Annotated in this window: 15 protein-coding genes and 1 pseudogene; 1 reads left to right on the plus strand and 15 read right to left on the minus strand. The window is 27.2% G+C overall.

Going from position 1 to position 17,758, the window contains the following annotated elements; translation table 11 throughout:
- Positions 1–69: 69 nt before the first annotated feature.
- The 12 genes and pseudogenes from gap to Q1K13_RS10980 form a co-directional block, all read right to left on the minus strand.
- A pseudogene (gene gap, locus Q1K13_RS10925) lies at positions 70–1,068 on the minus strand (type I glyceraldehyde-3-phosphate dehydrogenase).
- Positions 1,069–1,165: 97 nt separating this feature from the next.
- The gene (locus Q1K13_RS10930; RefSeq protein ID WP_300350728.1) at positions 1,166–2,200 is read right to left on the minus strand and encodes a sugar-binding transcriptional regulator; all 1,035 of its coding nucleotides are present in this window, start codon (positions 2,198–2,200) and stop codon (positions 1,166–1,168) included.
- A gap of 207 nt (positions 2,201–2,407) precedes the next feature.
- Complete coding sequence (gene rpoN / locus Q1K13_RS10935) at positions 2,408–3,793, minus strand: RNA polymerase factor sigma-54 (RefSeq protein WP_300350731.1); 1,386 nt, start codon at positions 3,791–3,793, stop codon at positions 2,408–2,410.
- A 188-nt stretch (positions 3,794–3,981) separates the two neighbouring features.
- A complete protein-coding gene (locus Q1K13_RS10940; protein ID WP_300350733.1) occupies positions 3,982–4,746 on the minus strand; it encodes a hypothetical protein in 765 nt (254 codons plus the stop codon).
- Entirely contained in the window at positions 4,727–5,242 is a 516-nt protein-coding gene (locus Q1K13_RS10945) for an ECF transporter S component (RefSeq protein ID WP_300350735.1), read from the minus strand. Before Q1K13_RS10945 ends, Q1K13_RS10940 begins: the two co-directional genes overlap by 20 nt.
- 141 nt (positions 5,243–5,383) lie before the next feature.
- Positions 5,384–6,466: a BMP family lipoprotein gene (locus Q1K13_RS10950; RefSeq protein WP_300350738.1), complete on the minus strand. Its 1,083-nt coding sequence runs from the start codon at positions 6,464–6,466 to the stop codon at positions 5,384–5,386.
- A 106-nt stretch (positions 6,467–6,572) separates the two neighbouring features.
- The gene (locus tag Q1K13_RS10955) at positions 6,573–7,412 is read right to left on the minus strand and encodes a DegV family protein (RefSeq protein WP_300350740.1); all 840 of its coding nucleotides are present in this window, start codon (positions 7,410–7,412) and stop codon (positions 6,573–6,575) included.
- A gap of 14 nt (positions 7,413–7,426) precedes the next feature.
- Positions 7,427–7,888 carry a tRNA (uridine(34)/cytosine(34)/5-carboxymethylaminomethyluridine(34)-2'-O)-methyltransferase TrmL gene (gene trmL / locus Q1K13_RS10960; protein ID WP_300350742.1) on the minus strand — a complete coding sequence of 154 codons (462 nt, stop codon included), beginning with the start codon at positions 7,886–7,888 and terminating at the stop codon, positions 7,427–7,429.
- Positions 7,889–8,063: 175 nt separating this feature from the next.
- Positions 8,064–9,635, minus strand: a complete 1,572-nt coding sequence (locus Q1K13_RS10965; protein WP_300350745.1) for a VanW family protein — start codon at positions 9,633–9,635, stop codon at positions 8,064–8,066.
- A 161-nt stretch (positions 9,636–9,796) separates the two neighbouring features.
- The gene (locus tag Q1K13_RS10970) at positions 9,797–10,741 is read right to left on the minus strand and encodes a glycoside hydrolase family 25 protein (RefSeq protein WP_300350747.1); all 945 of its coding nucleotides are present in this window, start codon (positions 10,739–10,741) and stop codon (positions 9,797–9,799) included.
- 70 nt (positions 10,742–10,811) lie between these two features.
- Positions 10,812–11,717, minus strand: a complete 906-nt coding sequence (locus Q1K13_RS10975; RefSeq protein WP_300350749.1) for a D-alanine--D-alanine ligase — start codon at positions 11,715–11,717, stop codon at positions 10,812–10,814.
- A 112-nt stretch (positions 11,718–11,829) separates the two neighbouring features.
- Positions 11,830–14,184 (minus strand): sensor histidine kinase, encoded by a 2,355-nt coding sequence (locus Q1K13_RS10980; protein WP_300350751.1) that lies wholly within the window; start codon positions 14,182–14,184, stop codon positions 11,830–11,832.
- A gap of 192 nt (positions 14,185–14,376) precedes the next feature.
- On the opposite strand from Q1K13_RS10980, the gene Q1K13_RS10985 reads away from it, so the two are divergent.
- Positions 14,377–15,237: a DMT family transporter gene (locus Q1K13_RS10985; protein WP_300350753.1), complete on the plus strand. Its 861-nt coding sequence runs from the start codon at positions 14,377–14,379 to the stop codon at positions 15,235–15,237.
- Positions 15,238–15,267: 30 nt separating this feature from the next.
- Here the strand turns inward: Q1K13_RS10985 and nth are convergent, their stop codons facing one another.
- The 3 genes from nth to queG are packed head-to-tail and all read right to left on the minus strand — an operon-like array spanning position 15,268 to position 17,651.
- The gene (gene nth / locus Q1K13_RS10990; RefSeq protein WP_300350755.1) at positions 15,268–15,897 is read right to left on the minus strand and encodes an endonuclease III; all 630 of its coding nucleotides are present in this window, start codon (positions 15,895–15,897) and stop codon (positions 15,268–15,270) included.
- 12 nt (positions 15,898–15,909) lie between these two features.
- A complete protein-coding gene (locus Q1K13_RS10995) occupies positions 15,910–16,614 on the minus strand; it encodes a lysophospholipid acyltransferase family protein (protein WP_300350757.1) in 705 nt (234 codons plus the stop codon).
- Positions 16,615–16,658: 44 nt separating this feature from the next.
- Positions 16,659–17,651: a tRNA epoxyqueuosine(34) reductase QueG gene (gene queG, locus Q1K13_RS11000; RefSeq protein ID WP_300350759.1), complete on the minus strand. Its 993-nt coding sequence runs from the start codon at positions 17,649–17,651 to the stop codon at positions 16,659–16,661.
- Positions 17,652–17,758: the final 107 nt, after the last annotated feature.

Here is a 17,758-nt window from a genome sequence, read left to right on the forward strand (position 1 = left end):
TGGCCTCATAGCTTTAACTATAAAACCAGACCCTTTTATATAATCAGTCTAAATATTTAATTTTAAAAATTACTTAGAAACTAAGCATTTTAAAGTTCTGATTAATTGGTTAGTGTATGAAGCTTCATTGTCATACCATGAAGCAACTTTAACTAATTGTTGTCCGTCAACTTCCATTATTTTAGTTTGAGTAGCATCGAATAATGATCAGAAGCTTGTTCCGATAATATCTGATGATACTATTGGATCTTCAGTATATCCGAATGACTCGTTTGAAGCAGCTTTCATAGCAGCGTTTACTTCGTCTACTGTTACTTTTTTGTCTAAAGTACAAACTAACTCAGTTAATGAACCAGTTATTACAGGTACTCTTTGAGCGTTTCCGTCTAATTTACCAGCTAATTCTGGGATAACTAAACCTATAGCTTTAGCAGCTCCAGTTGAGTTTGGAACTATGTTAGCAGCAGCAGCTCTAGCTCTTCTTAAATCTCCTTTTTTGTGTGGAGCATCTAAAGTATTTTGATCGTTAGTGTAAGCGTGGATTGTAGTCATGAAACCTTTGTTTAATCCGAAGTTATCATTTAAAGCTTTAGCCATTGGAGCTAAGCAGTTTGTAGTACATGAAGCACCTGAGATAACATCTTCGCTTCCATCTAATATATCATGGTTTACATTGTAAACAACTGTTGGAAGGTCGTTTCCAGCAGGAGCTGAGATAACAACTTTCTTAGCACCAGCAGTTAAGTGAGCTGAAGCTTTCTCTTTTGATGCGAAGAATCCAGTACATTCTAATACTACATCTACTCCTAATTCTCCCCATGGTAATTCAGCAGGATTACTCTTAGCAGTTACTTTTATTTCTTTTCCATTAACTACGAAAGCTCCTTCTTTAACTTCGATTTCTCCATCGAATCTTCCTTGTGCTGAATCGTATTTGAATAAGTGAGCTAAAGTTTTAGCATCAGTTAAGTCGTTGATTGCTACAACCTCAAACTCAGGGTTGTTAATCATTAATCTTAATGCTAATCTTCCTATTCTTCCAAATCCGTTAATAGCTACTTTTACCATTATAAATACCTCCTAAAAGATGTTGTTTATTTTTATTTATATATAAAATATTAAAAAATATTTTAAACAAAGTTATTTTTAGAGATTTCTATTTTTTTTATTCATCTCTATCTAAAAAATTTAATATTTCATTTGCTGCTCCTTCATCGGTAACTAAAATAGCATTTGCATTCCCATATATTGTAGTTAATATAGCTTCTGCTTTATTTTTACCACCTGCTACAGCAATATGATTTTTTATTTTTCTTAAATCATTTATTGTAAATCCTAAAGTAGGCATTACATAAACAACTTCAGATTTATCATTGAAATAACATCCTACAGCTTCTCCAATAGCTCCTAATTCAAGAAGTTTCATAACTTCTTCCTTTGGAACTCCTCTTTTATCCGCCATTTTTTTAGCTTGACCTATTCCATATATCAGCATATCAGCATTTTTTATGTTTGATATAAGTTCTTTCATATCTTCTTGTTTCATCAAAGCATCCATTACTTCCTTGCTTATATTATCTGGAACATGAAGCATTTTATAGTTACCATTCAATTTTTTAGCTAAATTAGCAGCTAATGTATTTGACTGAGTTTCTACTTTCTTACCCATACCACCTCTTGCAGGTACCACTAATATATTATGTAGATTTACCATTTCCGGAAGTTCATCTATAACTTCTTTTACAGTACTTCCACCAGTCACAGCAATTGTATATCCATCTTCAATGATATTTTTAGAATAATTTGCAGCTGCTTTTCCAAGTTCTTTTATAGTACTCTCATCTTCACAGCTGTCTCCAGGAACAACTATTACTTCTCTTACATTTAGTAAATCACATAATTGTTTTTCCAGATTAGATAGGCCTTTTATTTCATGTATAAATCCTTTTAATGACTCTAGCATGAATTCCCCCTTTGAGGTTACAGACATACCCGGAGTGTTTATTTGAATAAGATTTTGAGATTTTAAAAAACCTATTTCTGTTCTTACAATTCTTTCACCTAAATTTAAATTATTTGCCAAAGCTCTTCTTCCTATTGGCTGATTATAATAAATTGTTCTGATTATATTGTATCTTTTTACTAATAGTTCAACCATTTCAGGAACTATTATTTTTTGCAATTTTAAAATCTCTAGCAAATCTAACAACTCCTTTGGACATTCAAAGTCCCACTAGTTTCTTAAATGTCCCACACGTTTATTATAAAACATATTAAAAAAAATTTAAAGGGTTTTTAGAAATTTTTTTAAAAAAATATAGAGAGATTACCTAATCTCTCTATATTTTTCAATATTAATAAGCTTTTTTTAAATTTTAATTGCAATTTATTTAACATTTACCTATTTTTAAAATCTTTTTCTTTTACTAGATGATTTTATACCAATTTCCTCTCTATATTTTGCTACCGTCCTTCTTGAAATAGCTAATCCTTTTTCTTTTAGTATTCCACTTATTGCTTGGTCTGATAATGGCTTTGATTTATTTTCTTCTTTTATTATTTCTTCTAGCGCCTTTTTTATATTTATTACTGTGATATCTTCTTCTCCACCTCCTAATTCTTTATTACTTATAGAATTCACAAAAAGATCCTTTATTTTTATGGTTCCCATAGCAGTTAAAATATACTTATCTCTTATTGCTCTTGATACAGTTGATTCATGCATTTTTAATTGTTCTGCAATTTCTTTAAGAGTCATAGATTTTAAATACTTATCCCCATTATCAAAGTACTCTTTTTGTTTTTCTAATATTTTTTCCAAAACTTTATATAGCGTACTTTTTCTTTGTTCTATACTTTTTATAAGAAACATAGCTTTTCCCATTTTCTCTTTTACATACTCAAAAGCTTCTTTATCACTACCACTCTCTTTTAATATGGATGAGTATAAAGGATTTACTGAAAGCATAGGAAGTACACCATCATTCATTATTATAAAAAATTCCCCATCAATTTTTCTTATTTCTGCATCTGGAATTATAAATCCAACTTCATCACCTGTATAAAAACCTCTAGATGGTTTTGGTTCTAATCTCTTTATTAAATCACCATAATCTTGTGCCTTTTTAGGAGTTATTCCTAAAGACTTAGCTATAACTTGATATTTATTATCTGCTAAATCGTCCAAATGATTTTCTATTATTTCCTCTAAAACTTCATCAAACTCACCTTTACGTTCTAGTTGTATTCTTAAACATTCTTTCAAATCCTTAGCACCAATCCCAGCTGGTTCTAAATTATGAAGAACTATAAGAACTCTTTCAAAAATTTCTTCAGAACAGCCAAGTTCTTTTAAAACTTCCTCTTTAGATATGTCTAAGTATCCTTTATGATCTAAGCATTGAACCATATAGCTACATACGCTTCTCTCATAATCATTAATAGGTAATTCTCTTATTTGTGATTCTAAATAATCTAAAAGAGATTCTGGTTTACTTATAAAAGTAAATGGAGAAACACTTTCTTTATCATATTCTCCATAACTTTGAGAACCATAATTATCTGATTCTAAATATTTTACCAATTCTTTATAATCTAATCTATCTTGCTCTTTTACTATTTCTTTTTGAGATTCATACTGAGCTTCTAAAACTGGATTTTCCGAAAACTCTTTTTCTATATATTCTCTCAAATCATATGTAGACATTTGCAAAAGCTTAATTGAAAGTTGCATTTGCTGAGTCATTATTAATTTTTGTTCCTGAGTTAAATTTAAATTAAAATCCATTAACATATATATCACCTAAAATTATATAAATTCTAAATTATTAGCTTTTAAATAACCTTCCTTATTTTAATTATCTACCATATTATAATATTTTTCAACATTGTAATATGGTAGATAATAATTCCTGTATTTATATTTCACTTAAAATATGTAATATACACGGTATAATAAAGTTTAAGACCTTCATATCTTTATCACCTTATTGTTCCTATTTTAATTAATGGAATTTTTATTTCTTTTTTTATTTTCTTCAAAATTTCCTCATTACACACAAAAAGCAATGCTGTAGAAGGGCCTGCTGATTTTTTTAGCAACTCTCCTTCATACTCTAATTCAATATCAACACCGTTACTTCTCTCTATTTGACCTATTTCATACAAAGCACCCTTAGATCCTATAGGAAGTATTTCTTTTATATTGTTTTTCAATAAAATTTTAATATCTTTAAAGCTTATTATTTCGCTTTTTTCACCTTTTATATCTTCTAGCAAAGCCTCTCCAACTTTAGGAATTCCAAGAAGAAATATATTTTCTCCTTTTTCTATCTTCTTTTTATCTTCTTTTCCTTTTTCTCCTATTATCGTTAAGCCCAAAAAGGTTTGAAGTGTTTTAATATTATCTTCTGTACTTCCAGTTAAACATTCTTTTAAATTTATTTTTCTTGAAAAACCTGCTTTATTATATTCCTTTATAGCTTTATTTATTCCCTTTATTATATTTTCACCATATTTCTCCATAGGCATACCTAAATTATTTACTATTACATTAGGATATGCCCTAAAGGCTAATAATTCAAAAATACAAACTCTTGCTGAAAAATATCCAACAATTTCATTAGATGTTCTTACAATATCATTTTCCATTTCACCTATTCCACAACAACTATCACAAGCTATAACAATCTTTTCGTTTTTTCCACTATCAATTATTGTTAGATCTCTAAATTTGTATATTTGCATTTCTTACCCCTTTGGCTATAATAAAAGCTAGTACTATATTAACGAAACTTGCTAAAGTAAGAGGAAGTCCCATTAAACTTAATAGTCCAATAGGTGTTGTTCCACCTAAGAATATCTTCATAAAAAATCCAGTTATCAAAGTAGAAACTATTCCATTTAATAATATTCCTGTTATTCCAGCTAATAAAACTTTTCTTCTCTTATATATAATTGATGTTATATACACTACAACAAACATTTCAAATCCTATAAGTATATGTATAGGTATAGTAAATGGAAATCCTTTCAAAAGTGATGTAGCCAAATGACCAATTAGACCTATAATTCCCCCAATAACCGGTGAAATTAATATTCCTCCTATAAAAGCTGGCATAGAATCAAAAGATATTGTAGAAAAAATAGTTACATTTGATAGTATTACACTCAATGCTATCAAAATAGCTGTAAAACACATCTTCCTAACACTAAATTTATTACTTTCATTAAATAATTTCACTGTAAGCCTCCTAAAACATTTAAAATAATATTTTTTTATTTTATCATAAATAATTTAATAAAAAAACTGATAGGAAAATTCCTATCAGCCAACAAAATGATATACTAACTATTTAAAATATTATTAAAGAAAAATTTTTTGTCACTTTCCCTGTTGTTTATTAACCTTAAAATTTTCTAATTCCTTTAATGTTTTAGGCACATCCAATTCTCCATTTATTATTAATTCTTTGTAGTTATTAACAATATTTAAAATTTCTTTAGGAACTAAATTTTTAGTTGATTCTGCAACCTCTATTCCATTATTCTTCAATCCATTTTCCATAACATTATCAGGTCCTGACTTAAAATTGCTATTTATAACTTCTTTAGATGTATTATAAATTGCTGTATCTATATTTTTAAGCATAGATGAAAGTATATTGTTTGCGTATTCGGGGAATATAGCTGCTGCATCAATATCAACACCTATAGCGTATTTATTACGTTCTTTAGCTGCCTTAAACATTCCTAATCCAACATCTCCTGCAGCATTAAATATAATATCTACTCCCTCATCATACATTTCATTAGCTATTTTATATCCATCCTCTTGATTTTCAAAATCCCCTACATATTTTATAAACTTAGCATTTTCCATATTTTTATAAGCTTCTTCATTTGAAATTTTGATTCCTGATAAATATCCTGATAAAAAATTTTCTATAACATCAGACTTAACCCCTCCAATAAATCCAACTTTATTACTTTTAGTCATGTTTCCAGCTATTAATCCCATTAAAAAAGAACCTTCTTCATCTTTAAAATCTATAGACTTTACGTTTGGCAACTCTGATATAGTATCAACTATAGTAAAATTTTTATTTGGATAATCCTTAGCCACATTATCTAAACTTTCTAGAAACTTAAATGTAGAAGCAAATGTTAAATCATTATTTTGAGCAGCTTCTCTAAGTCTTTTTTCATAGTCTTTTTGAGAATTTGTATCAAAAATTTCTATTTTAGCCCCATATTCTTTCTTTATTCTTTGTAATCCATCTACAGCTAAATCTGTGAAATAATTTTTTTCATTAACAAAATTATCCTTTATGAGAGCGAAATTGTAAGTTTTCTTTTCTATAATATCTAATTTTTCCACAGAAACAGACTTATTTGATAAACATCCTACGTTTAGGAAGCTAAATAAAAACAATATTAGTAATAAACCAATCTTTTTTAACCTCATATTAACTAACACTCCTTATCTTTTACATCAAATAATATTATTTCTATGAAACACTTAAATTATGTATAAAAAAAGTAATTTACCACTTGGTAAATTACTTTTAGTTTTAATATTCTTCTACATAGAATAAAGCACAAACCTTAGTACCTGAATGTATCGCAACAGAACATCCTAAAGGAAGTTTCATATACTCTATATTATTTTCTTCTAAATATTCTTTTATAGGAATATATATATCTTCGTTCTCAAGTTCAACTAAAATTATAGGTTCCCCCTCTTTTTTAGGAATAGAAGCAAATTGTTCAATCATTTCTTTAACCATCTTTTTAGTTCCTCTTATCTTACCTTGAACATTCATTTCTCCATTTTGAACATTTAACATAAGTTTTATTCCTAAAGCATTTACAAATAAAGCTTTTCCCTTTGAAAGTCTTCCCCCTCTTACTAGGTTATCTAAACTTTCAAAAGCTATTGTACTTTTTATATGATCTCTATATTCTAATATTTCTTTTTCTAATTCACTTAAACTTATTCCCTTTTCTATTAAATTAGCAGCTTTTAATATTACAAGACCTAATCCAACAGTTACATTTTTTGAATCAATTACAACAATATCATCACTTTCTAACTCGCTTTTAGCCAAACATGCTGATTGGTATGTTCCACTCATGTGAGATGATATATGTATAGATATAACTTTGTAACCTTCATCTAAGTACTTTTTATACCTCTCAATAAATCTACTTGGAATTATTTGAGCTGTTGTTGGAAGAGTATTTTCTCTTTCAATTCTATCAAGCATAGCATCAACTTTTATTTCAACACCATCTAAATAACTATCTTCCCCAAAATTTATTAACATAGGCATAACATCTATGTCATACTTATCTATAATCTCTTTAGATAAGTCACACGTACTATCCGTTATAATCTTTATTTTCTCCAAAATTTATTTCCCCCTTATTTCATACCTGGAAATCTTATTTGTCTTAATGCCTCATATGTTATTATGGCAACAGTATTTGATAAATTTAAACTTCTTGTAGTTGTATTTATCATTGGAATTTTTATTCCATGATGTGCATTATGAACATCTTCAGGAACTCCTGCAGTCTCTTTCCCAAACATAATAAATGATCCTTCTTCATACTTAACTTCATCATAATGATCAGTAGCATGAGTTGTTGATAAGTATATTTTGTTATGTCCGTATTTTTCCATAAAAGCCTCATAACTTTCATGTATTTCTATATCTAACTGATCCCAATAATCAAGTCCAGCTCTTTTTACACGCTTATCATCTATTACAAAGCCCATAGGTTTTATTATATGAAGCTTTGAATTTGTTAAAACACAAGTTCTTGCTATGTTACCTGTATTTTGTGGTATTTCTGGTTGATATAAAACTATATTAAGATTCACCTTTGTCCCTCCAAATAAATGTAAAAATATATAAATTTTTAATTCAAGTTATAAATATATCATAGTATCTAATCGAATAAATTGCAAGTTAATCATTTTTTAATATAAATTACCTTAATATAAAAAAACTGTATCAAAAAATTATTTTGATACAGTTTAGAAAAATCACTTTATTCTAAGCTTTGTTAGTAACCTTAGAACTTTCAGCATTTTGTGTATTCTGAGATGTTGTTGTACCTTGAGTAACTGGTTTCTCAGGTGTTTGGTTTGATGGCACAGGTTTTTCATTTTTTGATGGTGTTGGTGCTGGAGTAGGAGTTGGCGCTGGATTTGGTGTTGGTACCGGTTTTTCTTCTGCTTTCTTAGTTCCCACTTTTATTATTTCATCCTTCATCTTGTAAACATCATGAGCTATAAGTTTTTTATCAATTTCTTTTCCATCTTTATATGTTACCAAATAACCAGTTGACTTATATCCAGTAACAGGTCTTTGTTCAATAACTCTTTGCCCTACTGGAAGATTAGGATCATCTACAGTTTTGACAGATGGTGTTAATTTTTCATTTATTACTGTTTGTAATTTATATGTTTTTCCATCCATACCTTCTTTATTTCCATATATATTGAATACTACATGTCTATCACTTGTATATCCTTGAATATATATAGGAAAGTCATATGTATTTTTAAATTGGTAATCTAATGATCCCCATGCCACAGTAGAATCTCCACTAGGCCCAGAATAACTAGTTGTCATACTATGATTGTGTCTTTCTGTTGGTAATATACCCGCTCTTAAAACTGCTCTGTATAAAGTTGTTGAAACTTGGCATATTCCTCCACCAGTTACCATAACAACTTTATTAGCTATGTAAGCTGCTCCATCTCTATAACCTTTCTCTTTAGTTCTTTCTCCTAAAGTATTATTATAACTAAATGTTTCTCCTGGCATTAATATTTTCCCATTAACAGTTCTTGTTGCAATCTCAACATTCGCACTTCTGCTTGCATCTGAACTTGCATAACTAGTTGAAAAACTTCCTATTACTCCATCTATCTTTAAAAGCATATCTTTTGTAATTTTAGGTTTAGTTACATTTACAGGTATTTCCACAATATTATTTCCATTTGGATTAGTATTTATGGCTTCCTTAAGTAAAGTAGCCATTTTTTCTTTTTCTATCTCTTGTCCATCTTTTCCTTCAAGGATACTTATATTATCACCATTTATTTTTATTGTAGCATTTTTTGCATTCCTATTAACCATTTTAGATAACTTATTTTCATATTCAGCTAATTTGCTTTCATCGTATGTAAAATCTAAATGTAATTCTTTCTTTTCATCACCTGTTATTAAACTATTCTTTTCAAAAAGACCTAAATTCTTTCCATATTCCATAACTCTTTCAACAGTTGAATTTATATTGTATTTTGGAGATAAATCAGTATATTTTATTTTTATGCTTTTGTCTCCTGCCTTAACTGTTATAACCTTATTTTCTATAGGCTTCATTATCTTTTCATTCAAAAGATTTATTGCTTCTTCTTTATTTAATCCTGATAAATTTATATTTTCAACGTATATGTTAGGATATATCTTACCACTCCACTCTTCAACTCGTTTTTGAACACTTAATACATATACGCCTACCAAACAAGCTAAAATAGAAATAATAACTAAAATAGAAATTATTATTTTCTTTTTACTTTTAAAGAAGCTTGTATTACTTTTTTTATTTTCGCTCACAATAATTCTCCTCTCTTTAGTTCTTCTATGTATGATAATATAATGAAATTAAAAGTCATTATTTTATAATAACATTTTTATTATAACAAATTTCTTACAACTTTGAAAAAAAATTAAATAGAGTTAAAAACTTTTAACTCTATTTAATTTAAATAACTTTATTAATCTATTATAAATTCACTTCTCTCTTTAGAAAAATCCCCAGTAACATCAAATGCTTCTATAGAGATTTTAATAGGCTTTCCTTTTGGTAAGTAAAATTTATTTTTATTTATAACAAATTTAGTTGCTTTTCTTGATAATGTACCTGCATAATTATCATTAACAAATATATTATATCCGTTTAAATCATCTTCTTTGTTACTATTCCAATAAACATATATATTATCATTGTCATCATAAGCTTTTAGTCCAGTTACCTTATAAGGTGGCATAAGTCTAGCCACACTATTTGGTCCCCAGTTTAAATCTAGAGGATTTCCTACCCCATCTAATTTACCCTCATCTGTATATTGCCATATAGTCCATCTTCTCCACCCACCAATATTTGGTGGTATTTTAGGGTTTGAAGGTATTCTTTTATACATAGCAATCCATAGTGGCATATCACTTAGAGGATATCCTTTTCCTGTAACTTTAAAACCATCATACAAATCTATAAAGAATAATCCTGTATAAAGCATAAGTCGTCTTCTTGTTTTCTCCTCAAATCTATCTCTAAACTTATCAATCCAATTAACAAGTTCAGTAGTAGTTAGGGATTTATTAACAGGAACCTCAACATCCAAAACAGGAAACAAATCACCATAGTCTCCTTTTCCAAAACCTTGTTGAAGTACATCAATGAATTGATCAGCTTGTTGAACTGCCGTTTGTAAGTCCTTGTAAGGTTTTGCAAAGTGATATGCTCCACATGGAATTCCATATTTTCTACATTCTTTAGCAAACTCTATAAATTTTTTATCAATCCTTAGTTTTCCAGTTCCTGAACCAGATCCTCTTAAATATATAAAGTCTGAATTTTTTGCTAACTTCTCAAAGTTAACATCCTTACTAAATTCATTTAAATCAGGTCCAAATGTACTTAGTGGATTTTTATCTTGCATAAATACTCTCCTGAAAATTAATTCTCATTATAAAATATAATTTTCAAAATGAATATGTTCCTATTTAAGACTATTCTCTATTAACCTTTAAAGATTTTTCTATTATTGTATCTAAAAGATTTTCAAAACTCATTCCATCCCCTGCTGCACTTTTAGGGAATAAACTATTTTTAGTCATACCTGGTAATGTATTAACTTCTAATATATAAGGAACATTATCTCTTATAAGCATATCAACTCTAGCATAAACATCACATTTTAATAATCTATATGTTTCTAAAGCCATAAATTCAACTTCTTTATGAAGATCTCCATTTAAGTTTACTATAAATTCATCTGCTCCACCATCTGCATATTTTGATTCTATATCAAAGAATTTTCCTTTTGGTTTTATTGCAATAACAGGTAACATTCTACCATTAATTATAGGACAAGTTATTTCATCACCTTTTATATATTCTTCTATCATTACTTCTGTATCATATTTTAAAGCCTCAGAAACAGCATTTTCTACATCTTCTTTCTTCTCAACTAATGTAGTTGCAACTGAAGAACCTCCATTATTAGGCTTTATGAATACTGGATATCCTAAATTCTCTATTTCATCGTAGTTTATTCCTTCTACTGAATTAACCATAGTCCATCTAGCTGTTCTAACATTTCCAAAGGCTAATATTCTTTTTGTCATATCTTTATCCATGCATATAGCACTACTTAAAGAACCACATCCTGAAAAAGGTATTCCTAATGTTTTAAGAACAGATTGAACAGTTCCATCTTCTCCAAACTTCCCATGTAAAGCTAAAAGTGCAAAATCAATTCCTTTAACTTTTTTTATTAAATCTTCTTTTTCATTTAAAACTATAGGAATAGCTTCATATTTATCTTTATCTAAGGCATTTACTACAGCATTACCACTTTGTATTGATATCTCTCTTTCTGAAGAAATACCTCCCATTATTACTCCAACTTTCATATTTTCTCCTCCAAAACAAAAAACAAATTAAGGACTTGTTTTTTTAACAAGTCCTTAATATTATATCACTATACTTTTAAAATATAAAGTTTGTCCTCCTATTAAATTCCTTTTAATATATTTCATAAATATCAGCAAATTCAATAGATATTTTTTCAAATTCTGTTTTATAATCTAAACTTTCTCTTTTCTCTTCATTCTCTTTAAGCCTTATGTTAGGAATAAGTACTGAAAATTCACTTCCTAATTCACTACTTTCTCTTAAAAAGGCCTTTCCATTATGAAGCTCCACTAATGATTTAACTAAAGACAATCCTATTCCACTTCCTTCTTTGTTCCTATTTAATGACTTATCATTTTGAATAAACCTTTCAAATATAAATTCTTTCATATGAGAAGGAACACCAATTCCAGTATCCTTAATTCTTATGTCAACCCATTTATCATTAGTTATTATATTAACATCTATCTTTCCTCCTGATTCTGTAAACTTTATAGCATTAGATAATAGATTTAATATAATTCTTTCAATTTTATCTGGATCGCACTTTATCTCTAACTCTTCACAATCAGTATCAAATAGCATATCTATATTCTTAGATTCAACATATGGTATTACAGACATAGTTATATCTTCTGCAAGTTTTATTATGTCATAATTTACAAATCCCATCTTCATAAAACCTGAATCTATTTTAGTTATATCTATAAGATTATTTACAAGTCTTAACATTCTAAAGCAATTTTGCTTTAGAGTTTTCTCATATTTTTCATAGAAATTAGAAAATCCAACTTCATTTTTTTTATTATTATTTAAAAGTTGTATGCAAGAATATATTATATTTATAGGTGTTCTAAGTTCGTGTGATAAATTAGCAAAAAACTCACTTTTCACCTTATCATATTGTTTTATCTCTTCAAATTTATTTTTTAAAAATTCAATTTCTTTAACGTCTTCAATATTTCTAGCTACTTTTACCCATCCTAGTGTTCTATTTTTGTTATCTATTATTCTACTTGATATTGATTCTAGTTCCACAACAGATTCCTTACTTTTCACCTTATCTATAGTAAGAATTTTGTCCTTATCAAAACAATTAGAATCAATAAATTTTGCATTAGATTCTATAAGTAAAAAATCAAAATATTCTTTTCCAATTAGTTCATTTTCATCATATCCTAAAACATCTTTTACCGCCTTATTAACATAAGTTATTTTCCCATCAACATCTATTGTTATGATTAAATCTTTGATATTTTCAGTTATTCCTCTTAGCCTTTGTTCATCTAATTTAAGTTGTTTTTCCATTTTATATTTTTCTGTAATATCATTAATTCTTAATACATAATAAATCTGATTTCCTTTTTTTAAGTTTTGAATATTAACATTTAAAACCTCATCTTCATAATTTAATTTTATTATTCCATTCCATTCGTTCTTATTTTTTAAAACACTTTCTATATTTAAAATATTTTTATTATATAAAAACTCTTTAATTTTCATCTCAAGTTCAGAATATTTATTATCTTTTTCATTTGTTAATCTATTTTTCCTACACTTCTCATTTGCATAAATAACCTTCAATTTATTACTAAGCAATATAATTTCACTATTACAATCAAATTCTATTAGATTAAAAAAAGCCTTTAAATCTTCTTGCATAGATTGTTTATTTTTCATAATTTGTAAATAATCAAAAAATGTTCCAAAAACAAAAACTATGAATGATATAAAGAATAAAAATATTATATTAATTTTAAGGATGTAATTTCCAGTTATTATTAATGATACTGAATATATAAACTTAAGTAAAAGCATTGCTACACTAATCATTATTACTAGATAAATTAATTCTTCATTTTTAAATGTTTTAATAAATGATATTATTACAATCAAAATATATAATATCATTATAAGCACTATAAGCGTTTTAAATATAATATTATTTTTATCTGTAATAAAATATTGTGAATTAAAATTTTTCAAAATACAAGTTATAAAAACTACAAAAACTATAGCTGTTTTTTTATATTTACATATTAAATTTTCAAACCACTTATAAGATGATATTGATAAGAAAAATAAACTTACTCTAAATAATATACTTAATAAATTCAAATCATAAACTTGAATAGCATTTGTTGTTTTGTTAATAACCATAGTTATCATTTCTGTAACTATACTTATATATACTAATGAAATTCCAAAAAAGCATTTTTTATTTAATCCTCTATAATAAATAAAACATATACTAAGAACCATAAGAGAAAGTAAAATAATAGTTAATACTATAATTTCTTCAATAGCACAATTTATATCTATCCCAGTAAATACCCCCTCATTGGTTCCTTTAAATATATTTAAACATTTTATATAAAATAAAGATAATAGAATAATTGACACTATAGCTATTATCCTTATATTTCGTCCCTTTAAATTAAAATCATCAAAAATTTCAATAAACATATTAATCCTCTCATTTTCCCTTTTATGCTATTATTATATATTAAATCCTTATTTATAACAGTTTTATTTGTATATTTTTTCAAAAACTTATTTATTTCTTCATAAAATTACCATATTTTTATTAATATTGACCATTTTCTTTCTAAGAACTACAATAATATTATAAAAAATTTTAATATATAGGAGGATTAAATGAATAATAAAACAAAAGGGATAATTTTCATACTTATATCTGCTTTTAGTTTTGCACTTATGAGTACTTTTGTTAAATTATCTGGAGATTTACCATCCATAGAAAAAAGTTTCTTTAGAAATTTAGTAAGCTGTGGTGTTGCTTTTTATTTAATAAAAAAAAATAAAGCTCTTTTATTTGGACATAAAGAAAATCGATTAGCTTTAATAGGACGTGCTACCTTAGGAACCTTAGGAATTTGGGCAAATTACTATGCAATTGATAATCTTATATTATCAGATGCAACTATTCTTAATAAATTAAGTCCATTTTTCGTTATTATATTTTCTTATTTATTTTTAAAAGAAAAACTAAAACCAATTCATATAATTTCATTATTAGTTGCTTTTTTAGGAGTATTATTTATAGTTAGACCAACTGGAAACTTGACTAGTAATTTAATTCCATCAATATTAGGATTATGTTCTGCTGCATTTGCTGGTGGTTCTTACACATTTGTTAGATATTTAGGAGGGAAAGAAAAAGGAGCTACAATAGTATTTTTCTTTTCATTCTTCTCACTTGTAACAACATTTCCTATTATGATTGCACAATTTGAAATGTTTACTTCATACCAATTTATGTTTTTAATCTTAACTGGAGTAGCAGCTTCATGTGCTCAGTTTGCATTAACAGCTGCATATAAATATGCCCCTGCTAAAGATATATCAATATATGATTACACTCAAGTAATATTTACAGCATTAATAGGATTTACTTTATTTGGGGATTTTCCTGATAAGATTTCTTTAGTAGGATATTTATTAATACTTGGTGCATCTTTTGCAATTTTTTTACACAATAAAAAGGAGTCAAAATAAAAATAAGCTACACAAAAGTGTAGCTTATTTTTATTTTATATTCTTAAAAAAATCACAATATTTATTTATTGGACACAAATCACATTTTGGCTTTCTAGCTATGCAACATCTTCTTCCATGGAATATTAATAAGTGATGAGTTAAAGACCACTCTTTTTTAGGTAATTCCTTTTGAAGTTGCCTCTCTGTTTCCAAAACATTATCAGAATGAGCTAAGCCAATTCTATTAGATACTCTAAATACATGTGTATCTACTGCTATTGATGGCACTCCAAAAGCATTTGATAATACCACATTAGCTGTTTTTCTACCAGCCCCTGCTAAGGATGTTATTCCTTCCATAGTCTTTGGAACCTCACCATTAAAATTTTCTTTTAATTGGTGAGCCATCATTATTAAATTTTTAGCTTTATTTCTATATAATCCAATTTGTTTTATCCTATCTTCTAACTCATCTTGAGTTATATTCAAAAAGGAATCTAAATCTGGATAATCCTTAAATAAAGTTTCTGTTACTTCATTTACCTTTTTATCAGTTGTTTGAGCTGATAAAATTGTAGCAACCAAAAGTTGAAAAGGTGTTTCATAATTTAGCTCACACTTTGCATCTGGATACTCACATTTTAAAATTTCTAAAATTTCTTTAGTTTTCTTTTTCATAACAATCTACCTCTAATCTTTATAGAAACCTCTATAACTTTCAGGTAAAAGATTTGCAATCTTTTTCATAACATAATAAAGACATTTTTCTTCATATTTATGTTTATCCTCATCTTTTTCCTTCTTAGATAAAGTTAAAGGAGTACCAAATTTAATATTAACTTTTGCATGATGAAATTTCTCAGATCCCATATCACTATCATTAATAGGCATAAGGTTTTGTGTTCCAGTCATTCCAAATGGAACTATTTTAGCTTTAGTAAGCCTTGCTATAAGTAAGACTCCTTTTTTTGCTTCTATCATTTCACCAGTTCTACTTCTAGTTCCCTCTGGAAATATAACTATATTTTGTCCTGATTTTACTTCTTTAACTATTTTACTTAAAGATTCTCTATCTGCTGAATTTGGCTTTATTTTTATATTTTTAACCAATCTAGTTCCAATATTAGTTAAAGCCTCTCCATCAAGTTTCACTCCTGCTATAAAATAAGGATCATAATCCTTTCTTAAAACTTTATCTAAAACTAAGCCATCAGCATTGCTTAGGTGATTCCCTATAAATATAAATGGTCCTTTTTCATCCTTCAAATTTTCAAGTCCTTCTACTTTTAAGTCAGCATATTTATTTAAACATCTATCAATTAAAATTCTTGCTGCTGGTTTAAATATGCTATCTGGTAATCTAACTAATAAATTAGCACCAATACGACTAAACATCATACTAAAACTTACCTCCTTAATTGAATTTTAATGATATACTATTATACCTCATAAAAATTCAAAAGTCTATTTTTTACCTCTTTTAAAGCCTCTGAGTTAACCTTAAATTTTGATATATCCTTATGTTCAAATAGAGCCCTTCTTATCATCACATTTCTTAAAATTATATTTTTACCTCTCCATCCACAGGATGTTTTCTTAAAAGTCTCATTAAATTCTTTTTTGCTAATTTCGTCTAATCCCTCTAAGTTTTCATCTTGCATAAAACCAAAAGGCTTAAAACCTTCTATATTACTATATTTAACATTCTCATTATAAGGACATTTTTTTTGACAACTATCACACCCAAAGACTCTTCCATTCATAAGTTTTAAAAATTTATCTTCAATTTCCTTTTTCTGTGTTATGTAAGACATACAAGAATTTGTATTCTTTATGTTACTTCTATTTAAAACTTTTGTTGGACATTCTCCATAACAAATTTCACAATCCCCACACTCTTTAAATTCTCTCAAAGATTCCAAATTCCTTTTTTCTTCACAATCAATATCTAAATTTGTTATTATTTCTCCTAAAAAAACAAAAGAACCATATTTTTTAGTTATAAGCATATTATTTTTCCCTATAAATCCCAAACCTGCCAAATAAGCTATGTATCTCTCTGGAAGAGAATTACTATCAACTAATCCTAAAGCTTTCCCACCTAAACTCTCTATATATTCACATATCTTCTTTAAATAAGATTGAACAACCATATGATAATCTCCTCCTCTTGTATAAAGAGAAAATCCATTATCAACATACTCTTCTTCATACAAATAAGGAAAGGCTATTGATATAATAGTTTTTCCATCTTCCATATATATATTAGGATTTATTCTTTTTTCTATATCACTTTCTTCAAAATCATTTTCAAAGCCTTTTTCTTTTCTAAGTTTATAAACTTCTTCTAATTCTAAAAATTTTCTACACTTAATAAATCCAACATTATCTAGCCCTAATTCACTACAAAACTTTATTATTTTATCTTTCAAAGATTATCACCTCATAAAATAAAAATAAGAGTTTTTAAATTATATTTTATATCTGCCAAATAAAATCCATATAATTAAGATAGCATCAACTGATTTATAATCTTCAT

The sequence above is a fragment of the Clostridium sp. genome (genome assembly GCF_029267215.1).
GTDB lineage: Bacteria > Bacillota > Clostridia > Clostridiales > Clostridiaceae > Sarcina.